Genomic DNA, 24,155 nt, shown 5'->3' with positions numbered 1-24,155 from the left:
TCATAGCCGTCACGAAGTACAACCGGCTTGTTGGCTGATAGTAACGCAACGGTTGAATGGCAAACATGGCCGAACGTGGGCAATGTCTTCATTCGAGCAACCCGGTTGCCACTCTATGTTCAAGTGTTGCGAAATTGGCACAATTTGACCCCTCACCCCGTCCCACACGCTGAACAATAATGCGCACAGTCTGGTTGATGATGTGTTTCCAGCGCATGCGGCACCTTGCGCAACTGTTGAAAACGGGGGCTTTTGGCCAAATCGCCTTGCCGTTCTATGTTTGTCCTTCAAACTGGAAAGCGATTCGGTGTAGGTAAAGCCCGCTAAGACACAATCGACGAAGATCTAAAACCAACCAGGCGATATGGAATGAGTGCGAAAGACGATTTATTTGCCGGCAATGCCGCGGTTTCCTCTCCAGTGGAGCAGGAAACGCGATCTCGCGCGCCGCAGAAACCGCGCTCCATGCCTGCTGTTGCCGCCGTTTCCGATGAATATTCTGCAGCTGACATTGAAGTTCTTGAAGGTCTGGAACCGGTGCGCCGCCGGCCAGGCATGTATATCGGTGGAACGGATGAAAAGGCATTACACCATCTTTTCGCTGAGGTTATCGACAATTCCATGGATGAAGCGGTCGCCGGACACGCAACATGGATCGATGTGACGCTTGCGGACGACGGCTACCTGACGATCACGGATAATGGCCGCGGCATTCCGGTAGACCCCCATCCGAAATTCAAGGACAAGTCCGCGCTGGAAGTCATCATGACCACGCTGCATGCGGGCGGAAAATTCGACAGCAAAGTCTATGAAACATCCGGCGGTCTCCATGGCGTTGGTATTTCTGTCGTCAACGCTTTGTCAGAGGAACTGGTCGTCGAAGTTGCACGCAGTCGAAAGCTTTATCGTCAGACCTTTCGTCGTGGGAAGGCGGATGGTCCACTGGAGCTGGTTGGCGACACCCAAAACCGCCGTGGAACACAAGTGCGCTTCAAACCCGATGCCCAGATTTTCGGAAAAGGCGCAAGATTCCAACCGGCACGGCTGCTTAAGATGGCGCGGTCAAAGGCCTACTTGTTCGGTGGCGTAGAGATCCGCTGGCACTGTGCACCCAACCTCTTGTTCGACAAGGATGAGACGCCTGCAGAGGCCGTTTTCCATTTTCCTGGTGGCTTGAAGGACTTTCTCGCCGAACGGTTGACCAAGGAACGTAGAGTAGTTGACGAGGTTTTCTCCGGCCGAACAGACAATGCTGGTAAACATGGCTCCGTGGAATGGGCTGTAAGCTGGTTTGCCGGTGACGGGTTCATCAATTCCTATTGCAATACGGTGCCGACACCCGAAGGTGGAACGCATGAGGCAGGTTTCCGCTATGCGCTGCTTCGCGGATTGAAAGCCTACGGTGAACTGACCAGCAACAAAAAGGCTTCCATCATCACTGGCGATGATGTGCTCACGTCAGCAGGTGGCATGCTCTCCGTCTTCATCCGGGAACCTGAGTTTGTCGGCCAAACCAAGGACAAGCTCGCGTCCAATGAAGCAACTCGAATTGCAGAAGCGGCGGTGCGAGATGCGTTTGACCATTGGCTGACAGCTTCGCCCAATCAGGCCAACAAACTGCTTGAATGGGTCATCGACCGTGCGGAAGAGCGCCTTCGCCGCCGGCAGGAAAAAGACGTCGCTCGCAAAACCGCCGTCCGAAAACTTCGGCTTCCTGGCAAACTTGCAGATTGTTCTGCGAACCAGGCAGATGGCACCGAGCTTTTTATCGTCGAGGGCGACTCGGCGGGCGGCTCCGCAAAGCAGGCGCGCAACAGATCCAACCAGGCCATATTGCCGTTACGTGGAAAAATTCTGAACGTTGCCAATGCTGGCCGTGACAAACTCGTGGCCAATCAGCAACTGGCAGATCTCATTCAAGCACTTGGGTGCGGCAGCAGGTCTCAATATCGCGAGACAGATCTTCGCTACGAGAAGATTGTGATCATGACAGATGCCGATGTGGATGGCGCGCACATCGCTTCACTTTTGATTACGTTCTTTTACCGGGAAATGCCGGAACTCATTCGCGGCGGTCACCTTTATCTTGCAGTTCCGCCTCTATACCGTCTCAGCCAAGGGGGCAAAACACTGTATGCCCGCGACGACACGCACAAAGACGAGCTTCTTGAGACAGCATTTAAAGGCAAATCCAAGGTCGAAATCGGCCGTTTTAAAGGGCTTGGAGAAATGCTTCCAGCCCAGTTGAAAGAAACCACGATGGATCCTTCGAAGCGTTCGCTCCTGAAAGTGGACGTCGATGAGAGCGAAATCGGGGATACCAATGATGCCGTTGAAAGGCTTATGGGCAATAAACCCGAAGCCAGATTCCGTTTTATTCAAGACAATGCAGAATTTGCAGAGGACCTTGATATTTAGGGCCGAAAACGGATAGTTTAAGACAGTTTTTCTAGTTGGGAGCTGTTTGGAAGGCTGGGCCTTTTTGCATAGCATCCGTTTTCAGGTGCCGGACAAGTATAATGTTAAACCGGGTTTATTCAGTTTTCGATCGGCGGCTACGACCGTTGCGCAATCACGTTTATCTTGTATTTCCAGGACACGACATCGCTTACGCTCGCGTTGCAGAGCCTGCTTTTCAGGCCCTTGGTGGAGTTCTCAATCATCTGGCGGGCAACAACCGTTCGCTACGGTCAATCCGACATGATCCACATTTGAGTGAACGCAACGAGCAACTTCTATTTCATGGCGACGTCGAATTGCTGACGGCCCGTGAACTCAAGCGAAGATACCCCGACACGAAGGTCATCGCCTGGGTCCAGGATCCGGTTCAACGTGTTTCCTACTGTTATGAGCGTGTCATTCTGTCTCCAAATGCGTTGCCGTCCTACTACAGCGAAAGCGGCTTTGATCAGCTTATGTCTCCACAAGAATTCGTCGATCACATTTCGTCAATTTCGGATCTGGAAGCTGACAACCTTTTCCGCAGCCAGTCGGCAGCTCTGACACACAAAGGTACGCTGACAGCAGACGTTGTCTTGCAGGTAGAGCAGTTTGAACGTTCGCTCGCCGCTTTCCTCTCTGAAAGCACGGTTGCGATACGAAACGTGCCGAGATCACGGTATCGTATTTCTGATTTCGTCTCCGACAGCACTTTATGCTCGTTTGAAGACGAAGGCATTCGCCGGAAATTGCAACGGCGCTACCACGCCGACTATGAACTCTTTTATGCCGAAGAAGCAGCCTACGCCTGACATCCTCTGCTTGATTTCATTCCTCGATTTCAGCTCGCATGTGTCGACCTGAAGACGCATTGACTGCTGTCAAAACGTTCAATCCGAGTAATTCTAACTGCTCAATGCAACAGAAATCGCGGACACGTCCATTTCCTTTATTAACTGAGATGGCAAAACTTTAATGGAAATACTCGAGTTTCTTTGCAAATTACCTCAACGACGCATTGACACCTGAGCGCATAAATGTAGGGTGTGCGCCAAATCGGCGCGTGGTCCGTCCAAGGCGCTGTTTGCTAACCATCACAACATTCGGGCACACCGCTCCATGGCATTTGATACTCTCGGTTTAAGCGAGAAGGTCCTCTCTGCAGTTGATGCAGCAGGTTATAAAGAACCAACGGCAATCCAGGCGGGTGCCATACCTCAGGTTCTGGAGCGGCGCGACATTCTTGGCATTGCCCAAACGGGCACCGGTAAAACAGCAAGTTTTACGCTGCCGATGTTGACCCTGCTCGAAAAGGGACGCGCCCGTGCGCGTATGCCAAGGACGCTCATTCTCGAGCCGACACGTGAACTTGCAGCGCAGGTCGAAGAAAACTTCGAAAGGTACGGCGCTAATCACAAGCTCAATGTGGCACTCCTCATTGGCGGTGTATCTTTCGCAGAGCAGGACAAAAAGCTCGACCGTGGCACCGATGTCCTGATTGCGACGCCCGGCCGTTTGCTAGACCATTTCGAACGCGGCAAGCTTCTTTTGCAGGGTGTCGAGATCTTGGTGATCGATGAAGCCGACCGGATGCTCGACATGGGCTTCATTCCGGACATTGAACGGATCTGCAAACTGATCCCGTTTACGCGGCAGACGTTGTTCTTTTCCGCAACCATGCCTCCGGAAATTCAGCGACTGACAGAAACATTCCTTCAGAACCCTGCACGTATTGAAGTCGCACCGACGTCGTCCACTGCAGAAAACGTCACACAGCTTCTCAAGGCCTCGTCTTCCAAGGATTACGAAAAACGCGCAGCGCTTCGTGAGCTTCTCGAAGGTTCTGAAGACCTCAAGAACGCGATCGTCTTCTGCAACAGAAAACGAGACGTCTCGACCTTGTTCCGCTCTCTTGAGCGACATGAATACAATGTCGGCACCTTGCATGGTGACATGGATCAGCGAACCCGCATGATGATGCTCGACAATTTCCGAAAGGGTAACATCAAGCTGTTGGTTGCCAGCGATGTCGCAGCTCGTGGCCTAGACATTCCTGAAGTCAGTCATGTCTTCAATTATGATGTTCCGAGCAATGCGGAAGACTACGTCCACCGGATCGGACGCACAGGTCGTGCGGGTCGCTCAGGCACCGCCTACACCTTGGTGACCGGCGAAGACCAGAAATACCTGGACGCCATTGAGGCTTTGATCAAGATGTCGATCGACTGGACAGGTGACTCGATTGATTTCGAAGCCGTTGCAAAAGAGCGGAAAGCACGTCGGAAGGCTGGGAAATCTGCCAAGACTGCAGCGTCGAGCAACGACAACGAGGCAGATCAACCAAAGCCAGCCAATTCCCGGCGTCGGTCACAGCAAAAAAATCGAGACGGCGGCGACAATCGAAATGAGGAGCAACAGGACGCCTTGAACACCTTGCCAATTTCCAACATTCCGCACAAATCAAGCGGGAAAAAGACTCGCAGCGATAAAATGGAACCTGCGTTTGGGGCCGGCGTTCACATTCCTGCTTTCCTTCTGCGCGAACCCAGACCAAAAAAAGCGTCCTGACGTCAAGTTCGTGTGAGATTCCTCATAACCTTAACGCCTCCTTAAATCTTACATCCGAGTTTGATCCTAGAACTTGCGTCCGTGTGGGGCGGATTCGCGAGTGTGTAGTGAGAGAAGCTTGATGGCGGATGAAGACGACCATAAGCGGACAATCCAGTATGGAGAGTCCGCGATCAGTTACATCAAGAAGAACGTTCTGCCAGCGTACCCGAGGTCCTATGAACTTTGGTACACATATTCCGCTGGCTACAATCAAGGCCTGAACCGGGCTATCAACGACACGATCAAAGCGAGCGGTCGCGTTAGCACGGACGAGATGCTGACGCTTTATGGCCGTTTCCTGTCCCCCACACGACTCGGCGATCGCCTTGATGAAGTCGGATCCAAGGTTTCCCGAGAAGTTGAAGAGCTTGTCGACACGCTCAAGCTGAGCGCAGACGCCACGTCAGATTATGGCAGCGCTCTGGAACAGGCTGGCGAAAAGATCAAATCCGTCAAAGACGCGGAAAAGCTGCAGATCTACATTACCCACCTCGTGAAATCGACCCAGAACGCTGTCACCACCAACAGAAAGCTAGAAAGCCAACTGCTGGAATCAAAAAAGCACATTGAAAATCTTCAATCTTCTCTGGAAGCAATCCGATACGAGTCACTCACGGATGAGCTGACAACGCTCAACAACCGCAAACACTTTGAGAACTCCATCGAACGAGTGATCGAACAGTCCAAGGAAAGCAGGCGTGGATTTGCTCTTCTGATGACCGATATTGACCACTTCAAAAAGTTCAATGACACCTTTGGTCACCAGACCGGGGATCAGGTTCTGAGGCTTGTCGCTTTATCCGTTAAACAGAATATCAAGGCACAGGACATTGCCTGTCGCTACGGAGGAGAAGAATTCGGCATCATCCTGCCCCATTCCAGCCTCGAGGAGGCTTCGGAGATTGGCGAGCGGATCCGCAATGCCGTTATGTCCAAGGAGCTTGTGAAACGCTCTACGGGCGAAAATCTCGGTCGTGTGACCATTTCCGTCGGAATTGCAACGTTCCGACCCGACGACAGCGGACATTCAATCGTTGCCCGTGCAGATGAAGCGCTCTATGCGGCAAAAAATGCAGGCCGCAATCTCGTAAAGACCGAGTTGGACTTGTCTTCAGAGAGCCAGGAAAGCGTCGCCTAAACCGATTTTGGACTTACGAATGAGACCTGCTGGTCCTCAAGTGGTCGATGAAATAGAACTTCAGACCTTTGCCCTCAGGCCCATCAGCCAGAAATCACTTTCCAACCGGCAGGCTTTTTCAAAAAGCGACAGGACCCTTGGATAGCGACGTTCTGTGATCACTTCGTCAGCGGTACTGTCCATCCAGTTGGAAAAGTCATTTGCAAGGCCCTGGTAAGCCTCGCTCGCGTATTCCTGAATCCATCGCTGATAAGGGTTGGCATCGTTGCCGCACCCCTTTGCGCTGAGTTGTCGACCAATTTCGGCGTAGCCGATGATACAGGGAGCAAGCGCAGCCTGAAGGTCAAGCAAATCCCCTGACATCCCCGCATCCAAAACAAACCGCGTATAAGCCATGGTTGGCGTGTCTTCTGGCGCTTGTTCAATCTCGTCGCGGGACATGCCCCACTTCCCGCACAGCTCGATATGCAGGTCCAACTCCACATCGAGGATAGCCTTCACACCCTCAAGCGACATTCGCATATCTGCGACCCTTGGGCTCTTGTAGATCCCAAGGGCATAGGCCCGCGCAAACTGTATCAGGAACAGATAGTCCTGAACGAGATAGTGTTTAAAGCAGTCCAAGGGGAGTGTGCCCTCTCCCAACTGCTGGACAAAGTCATGGTGTGTGTAATCGGCCCACTGCGGCGCCGCATCGGCCTTGATCCGCTCAAACAGTTTCATGAAATTCGCTTACTTGGAAATATATGGAAATTCAGAAGTCATCTCAGCGCGCAAAGGCACCAAGATCTGCTTCCTGAAGTGAAACGGATTCACCGCAGCCACACGCTGAAACTTCATTCGGATTTTTGAACACGAACCCAGAACGGAATTTGGTCACTTCGTAGTCCATTTCCGTGCCAAGCAAAAAGAGAACCGCAGAGGGATCGACAAAAAGCTTGGCTCCTTTGTCTTCCACGACGTCGTCCCCAGCGTTTGCCTCTTCCACGAGGTCCATGGTGTATTCCATGCCCGCGCACCCGCCTTTCTTGATGCCCACGCGCAACCCGATGGCACCCTTGTCTGAATTCTCGACAAGGCTTTTCACTCTATCGGCAGCGTCGTCGGTCAGTGAAATGACCTGAAATTTTGCGGCGGCGGCCATATTGTCCTCATTCAGTTCCGGCGGTCCAAAACCTGATATAAGGTCTCAGCTTATAAGAAAAAAGGTTCTGGCTGTAGTCGTATTTGTCACTACGCCGTGTAGCTTCAATACCAGTTCAGCGCGACTTTCGCTTCATCGGACATACGTTCAGGTGTCCAGGGAGGGTCGAAGACCATGTCGACATTGACGGGCCCGACGCCTGCGACCGCTGAAACCGCGTTTTCCACCCACCCCGGCATTTCGCCAGCAACCGGGCAACCAGGCGCTGTCAGGGTCATGTCAATGTTGATTGATCTGTCATCGTCGATATCGACCTTGTAGATCAGGCCAAGTTCATAGATATCACACGGAATTTCCGGGTCGTAGACAGACTTCAAGGCACCGACGATGTCGGTAGTCAGTCGATCCAGTTCATCCGATGAAATAGCACTCTTTGCGGAGACTTCGGCCTGTAGGGCTTCACCATCCGCATTGGTGTCGATTGTGGTCGCATTTTCCATTTTTTGGGTCCGTCCTTACCCGAAAAAGCTCTGTGCTTTCAACAAGGCCTCATAGAGCGCGTCCACCTCCGCACGCGTGTTATAGAGACCGAAACTCGCTCGACATGTAGACGTCACACCATATTTTGCCAAGAGCGGTTGCGCACAATGTGTTCCTGCTCTTACCGCAACGCCTGCACGATCAATGATCGTCGCCACATCATGGGCGTGAGCACCCTTAATCTCAAAGGAAACGATTGCTCCCTTGCCGGGCGCCTCGCCGAAGATCCTCAACGAGTTGATTTCTTTCAGTTTCTGGTGAGCGTAAGACCTTAGATCAGCCTCGTGTCGCGCAATGTTCTCTCGGCCAATCCCATCCATGTAGTCCAGCGCAGCGCCTAGACCAATGGCCTGTACGATGGGTGGAGTACCTGCCTCGAAACGATGCGGAGGATCGTTGTACGTCACCATGTCTTCGGTGACATCAAGGATCATTTCTCCTCCGCCGTTAAAAGGCCTGAGCGCGTTCAACCGCTCTGATTTTCCCCAAAGCACACCGATGCCCGACGGTCCGTAGACCTTGTGCCCGGTGAATACGAAATAGTCGCAATCGAGATCCTGAACGTCGACCGGTAAATGCACTGCAGACTGGCTGCCATCGACCAGCACCTGAATACCGCGCTCATGCGCTATCCGGCAGATCTCCTTTATCGGCACGACGGTGCCCAGAACATTGGACATCTGCGTAATCGCGACCAGTTTTGTTCTGTCCGTCAACGTATCTGCAAACGCATCCAGATCGAAACTGCCGTCTTCGCGGACGTAAACCCATTTCAATTTGGCGCCATTGCGTTCCCTGTGGAAATGCCAGGGCACAATGTTTGAGTGATGCTCCATGATCGAAAGAACGATTTCGTCACCTTCACCGAAGAAATCTGGTCCCAATCCATAGGAAACGAGATTTATTGCCTCGGTTGTCGACTTGGTGAAAACGATCTCGTCGACCGATTTTGCATTCAGAAAGCGGCGCACCTTTTCACGTGCGGCTTCGTAGTTGTCAGTCGCTGTATTGGAAAGGAAGTGCAGGCCGCGATGGACGTTGGCGTATTCTTCAGAGTACGCCTTTGTCACAGCATCGATCACCGCCTGAGGTTTTTGCGCAGATGCACCGTTGTCCAGGTAAACAAGAGGTTTGCCATAGACTTCCCGTGACAGGATTGGAAAGTCCCGGCGAATGACATCGACGTCGTATCCAACATCTTCAATGATTGTTTCTGCGGTTGCGACCGTCATACGCCGCTGCTCCTTGTTCCACTCAGCATAACCGATGTCAGTGCCCGGCCAGCCAGTCACGCACGCGTTCCTCGAGCCCATCGGTCACATCATCTTCGCCGTATTCTTCGATAGCTTCTGAAAGGAAAGCCAAAACCAACAGGGTTCGCGCTTCGTCTTCAGGTATGCCCCGGGCTCTTAGGTAAAAAAGCAGGTCCTCGTCAATCTGCCCGCTGGTCGCACCATGCGCACAGATCACGTCATCGGCAAAGATCTCAAGCTCAGGCTTGTTGGCCATTTCTGCTTCTTCTGAAAGAAGCAGAGCCTGTGTCATCATCTCACCGTCAGTTTTCTGGGCATGTTGCGCAACATTGATCCGGCCCTGATAAACACCCTTCGCCCGGCCATCGAGGACAGTCTTGAAGAACTCGCGGCTGTTACAATTGGGAACCGCGTGATCAACGATAAGCGTCTGGTCAGCCAGATCTTCACCACCAGCCATTGTCACGCCATAGATTTTCGCCTCGGAGTGTTCGCCGGTAAACTCGATAAACTGCTGATTTCTCGCAAACTTCGGCCCCGCCATAAATCCGAGCGACTTAAACTCAGCCTCACCTGCGATCGTGGCAATCGTTGTGAAGAGCCTTGCCGCGTCAACCTTGCCGGCTATCAGACGGGTCGTCGCCAACGACGCCTTGTCGGCAATGTCATAGTCGAAAACGGCGTTCAATTCTCCGTTTCCGGTTTCACCGGCAAATGTTTCCAGCAGGCGCAGCTTGGAGCCTTCGCCGAGCGTTACTTTGGTTCGGCTGACCTGCGCGCCTTCAGATGTTGCAATCTGCACCAGTTCGACCGGCTTTGAGACTTCAACACCGGCTGCCAGCGATATAACGACGCCGCCCTGTACGAAGGCAGTGTTGAGCGCAATGACGCCATCATTTGCAGCGGACTTCGGAGAGCGAAGCAACTGTGCACCGGCCTCGCCCTTCAGCGCTGAGTTGAAATCGGAAATAACAACACCTTCGCCTGTGAGCCCATCCACATCAGAGAGATCGGGAGCAAATACGCCGTTGATGGTGACAACCTGGTATCTTTCAAGATCGCCGTAGCTGTTCTGATCTGCCAAAATCGCCTTGGCGACGGCTTCATCGGCGGCAGCCGCAAGAGGCGCTGCGGACTTCATAAAGGCACGCAGATCCGAGTATTTATATTCCTCGACCCGGCGATGAGGCAGACCCCTGTCGCGGATCTGTTCTACCGCAGCTTCCCTCAGCTCAGATACTGCGATGGATCCTGCCAGACCGTCTTTCGAGCTCTGGTATCGATCCAACAGGTTGCTTTCGGCCTGCGTGTGTTTGATGAGTGCCGTCGCGTTCATATCGCCCTGCTCCCTCAAGCGGCTGTATCGATGTATTCGGCGTAGCCATGCTTCTCCAGATCAAGCGCAAGATCCTTGTCGCCAGTTTTGACGATCTTGCCTTTGGAAAGAACATGGACGACATCCGGTACGATATGATCCAGCAAACGCTGATAGTGCGTTATGACGACCATTGCCCGTTCCGGCGAGCGAAGCTTGTTGACGCCGTCGGATACGACGCGCAACGCATCGATATCGAGGCCCGAATCTGTTTCATCCAATACGCAGAGCTTCGGTTCAAGCAGAGACATCTGCAGGATTTCAGCTCGCTTCTTCTCGCCACCTGAAAAGCCGACATTCAACGGACGCTTCAGCATGTCCATTGAAACATTGAGATGTGATGCTGCTGCCTTGACGCGCTTCATGAAATCGGGAATTGACAGAACGTCTTCACCACGCGCCTTGCGCTGCGCATTCATGGCAGTTTTCAAGAATTCCATCGTGGCGACGCCAGGAATCTCAATCGGATACTGAAACGCCAGGAACATGCCCGCAGCTGCGCGCTCGTCAGGATCCATATCGAGCATGTTCTCACCATTGAAGAGGACTTCCCCTTCTGTGATCTCATAATCGTCCTTACCGGCCAGCACGTAGGACAGTGTGGATTTTCCGGAACCGTTTGGCCCCATGATGGCGTGAACTTCACCGGCGTTGACTGTCAGGTCGACACCCCGAAGGATTTCAGTTTCATCTTCCGCAATGCGGGCATGCAGGTTTTTGATCTCAAGCATTGAGATGTTTCCTCGTAACTCATGGGCGCAGAGCCCCAAATTCCATATTCAATTCGAAAGCGGTTCGTTAGCCCACCGATCCTTCAAGACTGATGGAGATAAGCTTTTGCGCTTCAACCGCGAATTCCATCGGCAACTGCTGGATCACGTCCTTGACGAAGCCGTTGACGATCAAGGCAACGGCTTCTTCTTCAGACAGTCCGCGCTGCAGGCAGTAGAACATCTGATCATCGGAAATCTTTGATGTTGTCGCCTCGTGCTCGAACTGTGCCGACGCATTCTTGCTTTCGATGTAGGGCACGGTGTGCGCACCGCAATCCTGTCCGATCAGCAGTGAATCACACTGAGTGAAGTTCCTTGCGTTCGACGCTTTGCGGTGTGCTGAGATCAAACCACGGTATGTGTTTTCCGACTTGCCGGCGGAGATACCCTTTGAGATCACCCGACTGGAGGTGTTCTTGCCCAAATGGATCATCTTGGTGCCACTGTCGATCTGCTGATGTCCGTTGGAAACCGCAATCGAATAGAACTCTCCGCGCGAATTCTCACCGCGAAGAATGCAGGATGGGTACTTCCAGGTGATCGCAGAGCCCGTTTCGACCTGTGTCCATGAGATCTTGGAGTTCTTGCCGCGGCAATCGCCACGTTTGGTGACGAAGTTGTAGATGCCGCCCTTGCCGTCCTTGTCACCCGGGTACCAGTTCTGAACGGTGGAGTATTTGATCTCCGCGTCATCCAGCGCCACAAGTTCAACCACGGCCGCGTGCAACTGATTTTCATCGCGTTGCGGCGCTGTACACCCCTCCAGATAGGAGACGTAAGATCCCTTTTCGGCAATGATCAGGGTGCGTTCGAACTGACCTGTGTTCTGTTCGTTGATACGGAAATAGGTCGACAGTTCCATCGGGCAGCGGACGCCTTCGGGAATGTAGACAAACGATCCGTCAGAGAACACGGCGGAATTGAGTGTTGCATAGTAGTTGTCGGTAATTGGAACAACTGAACCGAGATACTTTTTGACCAGATCCGGATATTCGCGCACGGCCTCGGAAATGGAGCAAAAAATGACGCCAGCCTTTTTCAGCTCTTCCTTGAAGGTCGTCACGACGGAAACGGAATCGAATACCGCATCAACCGCGACCCGGTTCTTCGGCTCAACACCAGCGAGAATTTCCTGCTCCGCCAGGGGAATGCCAAGTTTCGCGTAGGTCGCAAGCAATTCCGGATCAACTTCGTCCAGGCTCTTCGGTCCTTCGACGGACTTTGGCGCAGCCCAGTAATAAAGATCGTCAAAGTCGATCTTCGGATAGGAAACGCGCGCCCAATCCGGTTCATCCATCTGCTGAAAGCGACGCAACGCATCCAGCCGCCAGTCGGTCATCCACTGCGGCTCGTTCTTTTTGGCCGACAGAAAGCGGACAGTCTCTTCAGAAAGACCCTTTGCGCCCTTCTCTGACTCAATGTCCGTAACAAAGCCGTATTTATACTGGTCAACATCGATGGCTTTCACCTGTTCGATGGTTTCCTGTACAGCTGGCATACTGCGCCTCCATTTAGCAGACCCTGTGTCTGCTCATTACAATTTTCACTGCAGTTCAGGACAGGATCCCTGAACCGCATCTCACTTGCCGGGCAACGGCCCGAATTCTCACTTCATGCCGCCCGATGCCGGGCTTGCGGGTCCAGCCTGTCGATGATTTTCGGCCAAAGTGCCAAAAATCGATCAATGTCAGCTTCGCTGGTGTTCCATCCCAAGCTGACGCGAAGCGCGCAACGGGCCAGATGTTCATCCACGCCCATTGCCGTCAGCACATGGGAAACAGACACTTTTCCAGACGAACAGGCCGAGCCCGACGAAAGAGATACGCGCTCCAAATCAAAAGCGATCAAAGCTGTTTCAGCTGAAATGCCTGGAACAGCAAAACAACTTGTGTTTGCCAGACGTTCAGCCTGGTCACCGAAGAACACCGTTTTCGGACATGTGGCCCGCAAACCCGCCTCAAGACGCGTCTTCATTTCTGCGAAATGGCGCACTTGTGCGAGGTCTTCAAGGGCTTCAGTCGCGGCAATTCCGAATCCGACGATTGCAGCTACATTTTCTGTGCCACCGCGGCGCCAGTTTTCCTGGCCACCACCAACCATCAGCGGTGATGGAACCCGCCCGGTCGTGCGCACGACAACGGCCCCAACGCCCTGAGGCCCACCGAATTTGTGGGCCGACAGCGTAACGGCATCTGCCTGCCAGGCGTCGAGGTCTATTTCCAGTCTACCTGCCGCCTGTACGGCATCAACATGAAAAAAGTGTCCGTATTCACACGCGATCCGCCCCACTTCCGGGAGCGGTTGAATGACACCTGTCTCGTTGTTGGCGGCCATGACGGAAACCAGACCGGGTTCTGCGCCGGAAACGAGTTCCTCAAGCCTCTCAAGATCGATCTGACCATTGGACTTGACCGGAACAATCATCTGATCTGCCACAGCAAAGCGCCCGCCGGTCATGACAGATGGGTGTTCGACCGCGCTCATGAACACCTTGTCCAAATAGACAGGTACACCCTGGTCCTGCCAGGAAGGCGCGAGAGCAGTCATGTTGGCTTCAGTACCGCCAGACACGAATGTCACAGCGCGTGTTTTGGCGTTGCAAAGTTGCGCGACTTTTTCACGGGCATCCTCAATTCGGCCCCGCGCCTTGCGACCATGACTGTGAACGGATGATCCGTTGCCGACCTCCCCCATGACCTCAATCACGGCCTCGCACACCGCCGGGCGCATGGGAGCGCCTGCGTTGTGATCAAGATAGATTGGGTCTGAAAGACGCGGCATGACACCTCTAGAGCCTGAATCAGCATTCTTCCGTGTTCGATTTTTCGCTTTATCGTCAGATAGATGTGCGAAAAACCTTGATATTTTTCGCTGCGGTGACGATAACACCCCCCAATCGGATGACCCGAGCATTGTCGCCGCTGGTTGGTGGTGCGAAGTTTCGAATAATTCTAAACAAGGTTCTAGAAACTCGGAGGCTAAGAGTCAAGTTTAGACTTACGGGTAATCACGTATCTGACCCCAATCCGCGCAGCAGCATAAATGCGCGCCAAATGACAAGGACATCGCACTTCATGCCTGAGGTGATCTTTAACGGTCCCGCCGGCCGGCTCGAGGGCCGGTTCCACCCCGCGAGAAAACGCAACGCACCTATCGCGCTGGTTTTGCATCTTCACCCGCAGTTTGGCGGGACGATGAACAATCAGATTGTCTACCAGATGTACTACATGTTCGCCCGGCGCGGCTTTGCGGTACTTCGGTTCAATTTCAGAGGTGTCGGACGGTCACAGGGAACTTTCGATCACGGACAGGGTGAACTTTCCGATGCTGCCGCAGCGCTTGACTGGGTGCAGACGGTCCACACCGACGCACGAGCCTGCTGGATCGCCGGGTTCTCCTTCGGTGCGTGGATCGGCATGCAGCTGCTGATGCGGCGCCCGGAAGTGGAAGGTTTCATTTCAGTCGCGCCACCTGCGAACCTGCACGACTTTTCGTTCCTGGCCCCCTGCCCGTCTTCCGGCCTGATCGTCCACGGCGACAACGACAAGGTGGTGCCCCAAAAAGACGTTCAAACGCTTGTCGACAAGCTGAAGACCCAAAAAGGTATTGTGATCGATCACGAAACAATTCCAGGCGCCAATCACTTCTTTGAAAATGATATGGATGACCTGATGGATCGATGTGGGACATATGTTGACGGGCGGCTTGGCCTGACACCCGCCGATTATGTAGACATCGACTGATTTCGTTTCGCAAAGCCCGCCATTCGGCGGGCTTTTTTTTCAGGTGTTGAGATGGTTTCAAGCGACAGCAACCTGACAATCCGCGCGGCTGATGTCAGCGACTTTGACGCCGTTGCCGAGCTGTTCCATCATCTCAATCCGAAAGATATTGCCGCAGACGACTTGCTGAAACGAAAGACCTTCGAACAGCTTGTGAAACATCCAGGCCTGACTGTTCTTGTTGCCTGGAAGGGTGCCGTCCCGGTCGGCTCATGCACACTTGTCGTGGTTCCTAACATGACGCGTGGCTGTGCCTCATACGCCCTGATCGAAAATGTCGTCACACGTGAAGACTGGCGTGGTCAGGGAATTGGCAAGAAGGTCCTGACAGAGGCGATCCGCCTGGGGTGGCAGGCTGGTTGTTTCAAGATCATGCTGATGTCAGGGTCCGAAAATACCGAGGCCCACAAGTTCTATGAGAGCCTCGGTTTCAAGACTTCAAAAAAAGGTTTTGAACTGAGAGCAAACGGGTATCCCAAGCGCGAAATCACCTGATACTGGCGTTCCATAGGAATCAATCAACCCTGAAATGGCTTCGGTCTGGGGACACCAGGACCGCTTTGAACACCATCATCCGGCCCGGCCAAGGGATCTTCGCCCTCTGCAACAACACCCTTGATTGGCGGTCCGTCATAGTCTTCTGGCGGCGGCACGGTCGAGGCCAATTTGCAGTTGGTCAGCCAGATGTCATAGACGGGATGTTCAACGGCGTGGAGCCCGGGACTTGCAGCATACATCCAACCGGAAAAGATCCGCCGCACCTCGTTGTTCAGCGTAATCTCATCGACCTGCACGAAACCTGTCGTCAGGGGTGACTCGGTTTGTGGCCGCGTATGACAGACACGCGGCGTCACCTGCAGAGCGCCGAACTGGACCGTTTCGCCAATATAGACATCGAATGAGATAATCCGGCCCGTAATCTTGTCGAGACCAGAGAACACCGCGACGGGGTTTTCAATCTTTTCCGATTGAGCCGCGGCACCTGACGCAGACATGGCCAAAGAAGCGACCGCAAGACCAGCCAGAAGATGTTTCGCCGCTTTCAATGCGTCAATCAAGGTGACCATCTGCTTCTATTCGAATCCCTTGGACCAGCATACCGAAGTTTTCTTCAGCCGCGCTAGCACCGAATTACGGCCCGGAAAAGACGACACTTGACCGGACCGCAGATCATTTAGCCAATTTCCGAAAGTCGTTTCAGGGCTATCTGAACCTTTTCCAGCTTTTCAGAGGATTCGGCCACCTTTTCCCGCTCGCCTTCAACAACTTCTTCCGGCGCTTTTTCAACGAACTTCGGATTTCCGAGCTTCTTTTCGATCTTGGATATCTCGCCCTCGAGTTTTCCGATTTCTTTTTCAAGCCGCGCTTTTTCCGCGCCAAGGTCAATGACCCCGGCAAGTGGCAGGCTTACCGTTGCCTCGCCGACAATAATCTGAGCCGATCCGGACGGTGCCACATCCGCAAGCTCCACGCTTTCACCGCGGGCAAGACGCAATATGGCGGCTTCATGCGTAGACAGCCGAGATTTCGTCTGATCGCTTGCGCCGGCAACGACGATGTTGACCTTTGCCCCTGCCGGAACGTTCATCTCAGCGCGAACCGAGCGAATTTCAGAAATGAATGTCACCAGCCAATTGATTTCGGCTGCAGCATCGCTGTCTGAAACCTGTGTATTTGGCCACGACGTCAGCATCAGCAGATCGTCGGCCCTGACACCTTCATCGCCCAGGCGTTCCCACAGTTCTTCCGTCAGGAACGGCATGAAGGGATGGAGAACCTTCAAAATCTCGTCGATCGCCCAGGCTGTTGTTGCACGGGTCTCTGTCTTTGCCTCTTCGTCCTCACCGTTGAAGATCGGTTTGGCCAGCTCCAGATACCAGTCACAGAAGGTATTCCAGGTGAATCGATACACGGCGCCGGTGGCGTCGTTGAACCGGTAGTCCTCAAGAGCGGCTGTCACTTCAGCCGTGCAGCGGCCCATTTCGGTTGCGATCCAGCGGTTCAAAGTATGTCGGGTGGCTTCAGGGTCGAACCCTTCAACACGAGCACAGCCATTCATTTCTGCAAATCTGGACGCATTCCAGAGCTTGGTAGCGAAGCGCTGCCCGCCTTCTGCTGCCTGATCCGACATACGCAATGTGCGGCGTGCCTGAACTTCCTGACTTGCCAGCGCAAAGCGCGTGGCATCCGCACCATAGGTGTCGATCAGCTCCAACGGGTCGAGAACGTTGCCGAGTGATTTCGACATTTTCTTACCGTTCTTATCGACAACGATTGAATTGATATAGACCGTGTGGAACGGAACTTCGTCCATGAAATGGATGCCCTGCATCATCATTCTGGCGACCCAGAAAAAGATGATGTCAAAACCGGTCACCAGCACGTCTGTCTTGTAATAGCGCTCCAGTTCCGGGGTCTTGTTTGGCCAGCCGAGTGTTGAGAAAGGCCAAAGCGCGGAAGAAAACCAGGTGTCCAGAACGTCAGGATCTCTCGTCAACGGTTTTCCGCCCGCCATCTCAACTGCTTCAGCTTCGGTTTGGGCGCAGTATTCCGTGCCTTCGGCATCGTACCAGACAGGGATCTGATGTCCCCACCAAAGCTGACGTGAAATACACCAGGGCTGGATGTCGTTTAACCAGTTGAAATAGGTCTTGTCCCAGTTTTCCGGAACAAATCTGGTCGTGCCGTTTTCGACCGCCTTCAGCGCGGGAGCCGCCAAGGTCTTGGCATCCACAAACCATTGATCGGTCAGCATGGGTTCGATCACAACTTTCGACCGATCACCGAAAGGCTGCATGATCTTTTTGGACTCTACCATGGGCAGCTCAGCCGGCGCTTCGTCGCCATCCTGAAGCGGGCGAACGATTGCCCTGCCAAGTGGATGCCAGTCCGGCGCTTGACCTTTCATCCAGGCGACCTCAGGGTGATCGCTTGGCACCATGACGGCCAAACCTTCGGCCGTGATCTGTTCAACGACCCGCTTGCGCGCCTCGAAACGATCCAGGCCACGCAGGTCGTCAGGAACAATGTTGATGAGATCGACTTCGTTGATGGACATCTCGGCACCATCAATGATTGCCTGCGCTTTCGCAGCTTCTTCAACATAAGGTGCTCCGTCGGAACGCATGGCGCCTTTGGTGTCCATCAGGCGGTACATCGGGATCTTGTTGCGCTGTGCAACGCCATTATCGTTGAAGTCATGCGCGCCGGTAATCTTGACCGCACCCGAGCCGAAGTCAGGATCCGGATAATCGTCCGTGATGATTGGTATCAGGCGCCGGTGCTCTTTCGGCCCTACCGGAATTTCACAAAGCTTTCCGACAATCGGCTTGTAGCGCTCATCGTCGGGGTGAACGGCAACTGCGCCATCACCTAGCATGGTTTCCGGGCGCGTGGTCGCTATAGAGATGTAGTCGCGGTTCTCGCGAAGGGTGACATTCCCCTCCTCGTCCTTTTCGACATACTCATACGTTTCACCGCTGGCCAGCGGATACTTGAAGTGCCACATGTGGCCATCGGTTTCGATATTCTCAACTTCAAGGTCCGAAATTGCCGTTTCGAATTTCGGGTCCCAGTTTACAAGCCGCTTGGACTTGTAAATCAGCCCTTCATTGTAAAGGTCGACAAACACTTTCAGTACCGCAGCTGACAGGTTCGGCGACATCGTGAATTCGGTGCGGCTCCAATCACACGAAGCGCCCAACCGCTTCAGCTGACCGAGAATCGTCCCTTCGGATTTTCGCTTTTGCTCCCAGACGCGCTCTACGAACGCCTCTCGGCCCATTTCGCGCCGTCCAGGCTGTTGGGTTTCCATCAGCTCACGCTCGACAACCATCTGCGTCGCAATGCCGGCATGGTCAGTCCCTGGTTGCCAAAGAACATCGAAGCCCTGCATACGCTTCCAGCGGACGAGAATATCCTGGAGTGTGTTGTTGAGTGCGTGTCCCATGTGAAGAGAACCCGTCACATTGGGCGGCGGAATTACGATGGAAAAGGCATTAGCACCATCTTTGGCACCGGCTCCGGCCTTGAATGCCTCGGCCTTTTCCCAGGTTTCGTAAATCCGCGGCTCAACGCTGGCCGCATCGTAAGTTTTATCCAGCATCAGGGTCACTCGTTGGGAGGATAAATGTCTAAATTCGTGAGCACCCGTGTAAATCTGATGCTCAGCCGCAAGTCAACAGCCTATGGATGCGAAACAATGTCCAAAGGCGGGCATTTCAGGCCGATTGGCAACAGCTGAAAGAAGTCGCCTTGGGCAGGCGGCTATTTCCTGCCATAACCGATGCATGACCGTCTCAATCCGACCGCATCACCTCTTGTGCATGCTGACCTATCTTGGTCGGGGGTACACTCCCGATTTCGTCAAGAATTATGATCAAATCATCCAACGGCTGAACAAAGGCGAAGCTTTGAGTCTCGTTACCGGGCCGGACGATATCTGTGCACCAATGTTGGCGGAAGCCGGTTGCCATTGTCACAATGACAGCGTCCGAGTTCGAGACGAAATGGCAGCGCGCCAAATTGGCGCTGTTCTCAAGACCAGCCTTGTCGGCAACATGGCGTTGCGTCTTACGACGTCGCAGGTCCTCGCACTGAGGGCTGCCTTCGCAAACGGTGCCATTCGTGCAGGGTGCGAAGGCTGCGAGTGGTATGAACTGTGTTCCAACATCGCAGCAAAAAAATTCAGGGGGTGCCATCTGGCGCCCCCTGATTGATTGTCATAACTGTGCAGCAACCCTATCGACGGCGCGTAACGCGCTGGATTTCCTTCTGCACCATCTGTTCGACCATCCCAGGCAGATGTTGATCAAGCCAGGCCTTGAGCATTGGACGCAGCATCTCTTTGACAAGCTCCTCCACGGTCTGAGCTTGTGAACCGACGAACATGTTCGACAAGTTATCAAACGCAGCGTGAACGGCTTCTCCGGTGTTGTTGGATGTCAAAGGCGCGTCATCGGCAACCGTTGGAAGCTCATCCGGTATCGGCATGTCCATTGCCATTTCCGGCTCTGGAAAATCTTCCGGCTCAGGCTCGGTGTCTTCAACGGGTGCTTCTGCGAAGGAAAGGTCACCTTCAGCACCTTCCAGGTCTTCGGCTAGTCCCTCGACCATCTCCATTTCGTCGGGAACCGCCAATTCCTCAGTCAGTTCAAGAATGTCTTCGTCATCGTCTTCCGCCGCGTCTGCTTCCATGGCCGCTGCCATGTCGTCGGCGTCTTCACCGCCAGCTTCTTCGTCACTTTCAATATCATCGTCATCACTGCTCATATCGAACAGCTTGTCGAGATCGTCCTGGGACATTTCGGAGGCATCGCCCATATCGTCCGCCGCCTCTTCTGCTACTGGGGTTTCGACTTCTTCACTTGCATCGGCTTCACCAGAGTCAGCACCTTGGGAATCCTCATCGGATATAATACGGCGGATCGATGCGAGGATTTCCTCCATCGACGGCTCGTCAGCCTTTTTCGCCTGTGCCATGCCTTCCCCCGTACTTGCCGGCTACGCTACCGAACACACAGTCACTACTGAATGATTCGTTAATCGAAATTATGCGGGCCAATAAGAAACGCGCAAAGCAAGCGCATCCATTACCAACGCCTTTTCCCCTCTTAAGTCGGATTTAGGCGTTTTGAGGGACCATTTCCCGACAACTTCGTATCCGGAATTCGTCAATTCAGAGAGGTAAGGCGCATGTGCGGTACGCCCATACGCCTTAATCGTCCTGCAGCTTTCACTGCGTTTTCAATGAGGTTTGCCGAATAACCTAGCGACCGTCAGGTGTGCGCAGGCCAATCCACTGATCGCGAACGGCCTTGTAATGCTGCTTGGGATTATACCGGGCAACACTCAGCCCGAGGCTGTCCGCATCAAGGCGTCCGACAGCTGAAACAAGCTGGTATCCGCCGATGATCCGGTTGCGCTGCGCCGTCACCAGGTTCGATTGCTGAGTGACAAGTTCACGCTGTGCATCCAGGACGTCCAATGTCGTCCGCTGACCCACACGCTGCTCTTCAATAACGCCTTCAAGTGCCAACTGCTGCGCTTCCACTGCGGCTTGCGCCGCAACAATCGACGCTTCGGCAGCCTGATAGACACCCCAGGCCGAAATCACATTTGCGCGCACCTGGTCACGTGTCACGTCCAACTGAAGGCGGGTTTGTCCCAATTCTTCCTTCGCCTGACGCACGCGAGACGAAACTCCGCCGCCCTGATAGATCGGGATACTGACATTTCCGAATATCTGCGCATTGTTGCTCTCATCAGCAAATGCTGACGGATTCCACGTCCTCGAAATGCTGCCGTCCAACGTCACAGTCGGCAGCAACTCACCTTCGATCGCCTTGATGTTGAATAGCGCAGCATCAACCAGATGCTGGGCCTGCCGGATCAGAGGCTGATGCGTTTCACTGAGCTGCATGGCCTGGTCAAGCGACTTCGGAACAACACTGTTGATCGACGTGTCCGCTGACAAACTGCGTGCTTCGATCCCGATGACCTGACGATAGATGGCCCGGCTGGTGTTCAAATTGGCCAGTGCCGTATTCAGGCTTGCGCGCGCTTCCGCTGCCCGCGCTTCTGCCTGGCTGACATCGGTACGAGTTCCCTCACCCACGTCAAAACGGTCACGCGCCGCGCGCACCTGTTCCTGAAGGAAGGCAAGGTCACTGCGTTGAAGCGACACGAGCGCCGTATCACGGATCACGTCAACATAAGCGGTAGCAGCGCTCAAAAGCGTGTCCTGCTCTGTTGAACTCAGGCTTTCGCGCTGTGCCCGCACAACGGCCTCGGCCTGGCGTGTGGAATTGATTGTCCGGAACCCGCGAAACAATGTCTGACTGATCGTCAGAGATATCGAGGCATTGTTACGGTAGTCGATGTTGCCATCTGATCCATTTGCAAGGCGTCCGGCAGAACCGGACGCGGTAACAGTCGGGCGCCACCCCGACAGTGCCTGAGGCACATTTTCATCCACACCACGAAGCTGCGCACGTGCGGCGTTCAGCGTCGGATTGTTGGAATAAGCTAGCGCTAAAGACTCGCGAATCGTTTCTGCCTGCGCTTCAGGCATACCCCCCATAAAGGATCCGCTGGATACGCTCGCCATAAGCCCAACAGTTATGGCCACTGCTTTCAGTGTTGAACGACCAGACACGCCGTACTCCTTCCGGGTCACCCTACTCGACAGTGTTGAGTAAACTGATGGGTGTTATTCTTCAACTGTTTGCGATCAAGAAAATCCGTTTTTCGACGAGTGAGGCATTGGTGCAACAAGTCGGACGTCCAGCGACTGACCAATTCGTTCTGAAACAAAAAAGCCCGCCAAATGAGGCGGGCCAATTTCGTAAAAAAGCGCATAAAACACTAGAATACAAATTCTTCCGTTTTTTCAAATCCGGGTAGCAGGCTGACCGAAGCGTTGAAGCCGAACACGCTGCCAATAACACCATTGGAATTTCGATAGAGCTTGGCAGTTCCTGAACCGCCCTGTCCTTCGACAACCGCCAGCCGTCCACCGGGCTTAAGCTGTTTGGTCAGTTCATCGGGCAGTACCTCAACAGCGCCATCAATCAGTATGACATCGTAAGGCCCTTCGGACGCAAACCCTTTGTTCAGCGCGCCTTCAACCACCACGGCGTTCTCGATCCCAAGTTCAACGAGAATTTCCGTCGCTGTTTTCGCAAGTTCTTCGTTTTCTTCCAGCGCAACAACTGAAGCTGCAAGCTTGGAAACAACCGCAGCGCTGTAGCCTGTTCCTGCGCCCACCACCAGAACGACATTGTCTTCCCGGATTTCCGCCAGCTGCACCAGTTTTCCGAAAATGTGCGGCTTCATGATGACCCGGCCACTGTCTGCCGCACCTACGGGCAGATCTTCATCGATGTAGGCGACGGCTTTCCTGGAGGCCGGAACAAAGCGCTCCCGAGGGACCAATTCCATCGCGTCAAGGATTCGATGGTCGGTCACATCGTTTGTGCGCAGCTGGTTGTCCACCATTTTGCGGCGCGACTGGCTAAAGTCCGTCATATCGGCCCTCATATTTGACTCGCCGAGCGTCCGGCGCCTCTCAAGTGTCGTTCATTAGCGATGCGGAAGCGCGCTGACAAGTATCAGAAACTGCGGATGCCCTGCCATTTCCAGGTTTTGCGTGCTTTTCTCATGGTGGACATTTTTCTTCGGGAATTCAAATCGGCGACCGGTGGATATATTCGGCCGCCGGAATTCAGGACTTGACCAATGCGTGCAACTGCTTGATAAGGCGCGGCACACCACCAAGAGGCCCTGTGGCGGAGTGGTGACGCAGCGGATTGCAAATCCGTGTACACCGGTTCGATTCCGGTCGGGGCCTCCAAAAATTCATAAATTCCTGATTTTATTTCTTTTTTGAGGTTTAAATGTGCCGCGCTCAGGCACATCCAAAAAGTGGGAAACTCTTGCTCCAGTTTCACTCCAAACGCAATTGACCGAGTCACCCCCCCTTAGGAACAAAAAGTGATCAAACGCGCGAACATTTCGCCCACGCTCAGCTATGCTCATGTAGTTGGTGAAGATCAGCGCGATGGCCTAGAGTCGCTCCAAGGTAACGGTCCCAGGTTCGGGCACAATTCTCGAACTTTCTATGGTGAAGCTGAGTAGGTAAGCGAAGCGACGAAATATGTTCTCCGTGGCCCGTGTTACAGTACAGAATGGGGGACAACATTGGTCAATCTGACTGGGGTGGATGCTCTAATGATCAGACTTCTAAATATTTTTCTGGTAGCAACACTGGTTTGGTATGGCTCGTCTTACTATCTCCATCTAACTCTCGAACCTTACTTCGACACTTACTATCCGAGGGTCTATGTCGCGATTTTATTGCTTGTTTCTATTGTAACATTTTCGGCTGTTTCTACAGCCCTCGTCTCGTCGTTAAGTAAACTGGGACTCAAATATTTTGCTATGTTAGGATGTGCAGTCTCTACATACTATTTGCTTTTTGCTCTGATTCCATTCCATGCACTGACGACTGCAAGACACCCAAATGCTGAGTTTTTTGATGCACTGCGAATGTACTTTTGGAACTACAGCCATCAGGTCTATTTCCTCACCACATTTACATG

20 protein-coding genes and 1 tRNA gene are annotated in these 24,155 nt (G+C 53.5%); 8 read left to right on the top strand and 13 right to left on the bottom strand.

Features of this window, described 5'->3' with window-relative positions:
- The first annotated feature begins 369 nt into the window (after positions 1–369).
- The 4 genes from parE to Q0835_RS21340 all read left to right on the top strand — a co-directional run bounded on the left by parE (position 370) and on the right by Q0835_RS21340 (position 6,187).
- Complete coding sequence (gene parE, locus Q0835_RS21355; RefSeq protein ID WP_298964116.1) at positions 370–2,418, top strand: DNA topoisomerase IV subunit B; 2,049 nt, start codon at positions 370–372, stop codon at positions 2,416–2,418.
- 101 nt (positions 2,419–2,519) lie between these two features.
- Positions 2,520–3,251, top strand: a complete 732-nt coding sequence (locus Q0835_RS21350) for a sulfotransferase family 2 domain-containing protein (protein ID WP_298964115.1) — start codon at positions 2,520–2,522, stop codon at positions 3,249–3,251.
- 307 nt (positions 3,252–3,558) lie between these two features.
- On the top strand, positions 3,559–5,007 hold the full coding sequence (locus Q0835_RS21345; RefSeq protein WP_298964114.1) for a DEAD/DEAH box helicase: 1,449 nt from the start codon (positions 3,559–3,561) through the stop codon (positions 5,005–5,007).
- 121 nt (positions 5,008–5,128) lie between these two features.
- The gene (locus Q0835_RS21340; protein ID WP_298815179.1) at positions 5,129–6,187 is read left to right on the top strand and encodes a GGDEF domain-containing protein; all 1,059 of its coding nucleotides are present in this window, start codon (positions 5,129–5,131) and stop codon (positions 6,185–6,187) included.
- A 60-nt stretch (positions 6,188–6,247) separates the two neighbouring features.
- On the opposite strand, the gene tenA is transcribed toward Q0835_RS21340, so the two are convergent.
- The 8 genes from tenA to Q0835_RS21300 all read right to left on the bottom strand — a co-directional run bounded on the left by tenA (position 6,248) and on the right by Q0835_RS21300 (position 14,053).
- Complete coding sequence (tenA, locus tag Q0835_RS21335; RefSeq protein ID WP_298964113.1) at positions 6,248–6,910, bottom strand: thiaminase II; 663 nt, start codon at positions 6,908–6,910, stop codon at positions 6,248–6,250.
- A gap of 43 nt (positions 6,911–6,953) precedes the next feature.
- On the bottom strand, positions 6,954–7,331 hold the full coding sequence (gene sufA / locus Q0835_RS21330; RefSeq protein ID WP_298964112.1) for a Fe-S cluster assembly scaffold SufA: 378 nt from the start codon (positions 7,329–7,331) through the stop codon (positions 6,954–6,956).
- Between the two features lie 104 nt (positions 7,332–7,435).
- Positions 7,436–7,831, bottom strand: a complete 396-nt coding sequence (locus Q0835_RS21325; protein ID WP_298815170.1) for an SUF system Fe-S cluster assembly protein — start codon at positions 7,829–7,831, stop codon at positions 7,436–7,438.
- 15 nt (positions 7,832–7,846) lie between these two features.
- Entirely contained in the window at positions 7,847–9,103 is a 1,257-nt protein-coding gene (locus Q0835_RS21320; RefSeq protein WP_298964181.1) for a cysteine desulfurase, read from the bottom strand.
- Between the two features lie 37 nt (positions 9,104–9,140).
- A complete protein-coding gene (sufD, locus tag Q0835_RS21315) occupies positions 9,141–10,460 on the bottom strand; it encodes a Fe-S cluster assembly protein SufD (RefSeq protein WP_298964111.1) in 1,320 nt (439 codons plus the stop codon).
- A gap of 14 nt (positions 10,461–10,474) precedes the next feature.
- Positions 10,475–11,230, bottom strand: a complete 756-nt coding sequence (gene sufC / locus Q0835_RS21310; RefSeq protein WP_298964110.1) for a Fe-S cluster assembly ATPase SufC — start codon at positions 11,228–11,230, stop codon at positions 10,475–10,477.
- A gap of 67 nt (positions 11,231–11,297) precedes the next feature.
- Positions 11,298–12,770, bottom strand: coding sequence for a Fe-S cluster assembly protein SufB (gene sufB, locus Q0835_RS21305; protein ID WP_298815164.1), 1,473 nt, complete (start codon positions 12,768–12,770; stop codon positions 11,298–11,300).
- Between the two features lie 113 nt (positions 12,771–12,883).
- Complete coding sequence (locus tag Q0835_RS21300) at positions 12,884–14,053, bottom strand: cysteine desulfurase family protein (protein ID WP_298964109.1); 1,170 nt, start codon at positions 14,051–14,053, stop codon at positions 12,884–12,886.
- A gap of 293 nt (positions 14,054–14,346) precedes the next feature.
- Here Q0835_RS21300 and Q0835_RS21295 point away from each other — a divergent pair, with 293 nt between their 5' ends.
- Both Q0835_RS21295 and Q0835_RS21290 read left to right on the top strand, forming a co-directional pair.
- Positions 14,347–15,015: an alpha/beta hydrolase gene (locus tag Q0835_RS21295; RefSeq protein ID WP_298815158.1), complete on the top strand. Its 669-nt coding sequence runs from the start codon at positions 14,347–14,349 to the stop codon at positions 15,013–15,015.
- A 51-nt stretch (positions 15,016–15,066) separates the two neighbouring features.
- A complete protein-coding gene (locus Q0835_RS21290; RefSeq protein WP_298964108.1) occupies positions 15,067–15,549 on the top strand; it encodes a GNAT family N-acetyltransferase in 483 nt (160 codons plus the stop codon).
- Between the two features lie 23 nt (positions 15,550–15,572).
- On the opposite strand, the gene Q0835_RS21285 is transcribed toward Q0835_RS21290, so the two are convergent.
- Together Q0835_RS21285 and Q0835_RS21280 are read right to left on the bottom strand one after the other, a co-directional pair.
- On the bottom strand, positions 15,573–16,049 hold the full coding sequence (locus Q0835_RS21285) for a DUF2155 domain-containing protein (protein ID WP_298815554.1): 477 nt from the start codon (positions 16,047–16,049) through the stop codon (positions 15,573–15,575).
- Positions 16,050–16,228: 179 nt separating this feature from the next.
- The gene (locus tag Q0835_RS21280; RefSeq protein WP_298964107.1) at positions 16,229–19,159 is read right to left on the bottom strand and encodes a valine--tRNA ligase; all 2,931 of its coding nucleotides are present in this window, start codon (positions 19,157–19,159) and stop codon (positions 16,229–16,231) included.
- Between the two features lie 184 nt (positions 19,160–19,343).
- Here Q0835_RS21280 and Q0835_RS21275 point away from each other — a divergent pair, with 184 nt between their 5' ends.
- Positions 19,344–19,772 (top strand): DUF1284 domain-containing protein, encoded by a 429-nt coding sequence (locus Q0835_RS21275; RefSeq protein ID WP_298815149.1) that lies wholly within the window; start codon positions 19,344–19,346, stop codon positions 19,770–19,772.
- 22 nt (positions 19,773–19,794) lie between these two features.
- Here Q0835_RS21275 and Q0835_RS21270 read toward each other — a convergent pair whose 3' ends face one another.
- From Q0835_RS21270 to Q0835_RS21260, 3 genes are all read right to left on the bottom strand, one after another.
- Positions 19,795–20,535, bottom strand: a complete 741-nt coding sequence (locus Q0835_RS21270; protein WP_298815146.1) for a DUF2497 domain-containing protein — start codon at positions 20,533–20,535, stop codon at positions 19,795–19,797.
- 286 nt (positions 20,536–20,821) lie between these two features.
- On the bottom strand, positions 20,822–22,210 hold the full coding sequence (locus Q0835_RS21265; protein ID WP_363324429.1) for a TolC family outer membrane protein: 1,389 nt from the start codon (positions 22,208–22,210) through the stop codon (positions 20,822–20,824).
- A gap of 209 nt (positions 22,211–22,419) precedes the next feature.
- Positions 22,420–23,082, bottom strand: a complete 663-nt coding sequence (locus tag Q0835_RS21260) for a protein-L-isoaspartate O-methyltransferase (protein WP_298964106.1) — start codon at positions 23,080–23,082, stop codon at positions 22,420–22,422.
- 251 nt (positions 23,083–23,333) lie between these two features.
- Between Q0835_RS21260 and Q0835_RS21255 the strand changes: the two genes are divergently transcribed.
- Positions 23,334–23,407, top strand: a tRNA-Cys gene (locus tag Q0835_RS21255).
- The last annotated feature ends 748 nt before the right edge of the window (positions 23,408–24,155 follow it).

Origin of the sequence: uncultured Roseibium sp. (assembly GCF_947499295.1) — a bacterium.
Classification (GTDB): Bacteria; Pseudomonadota; Alphaproteobacteria; order Rhizobiales; family Stappiaceae; genus Roseibium.
This window is presented reverse-complemented; position numbering and strand designations above follow the sequence as displayed.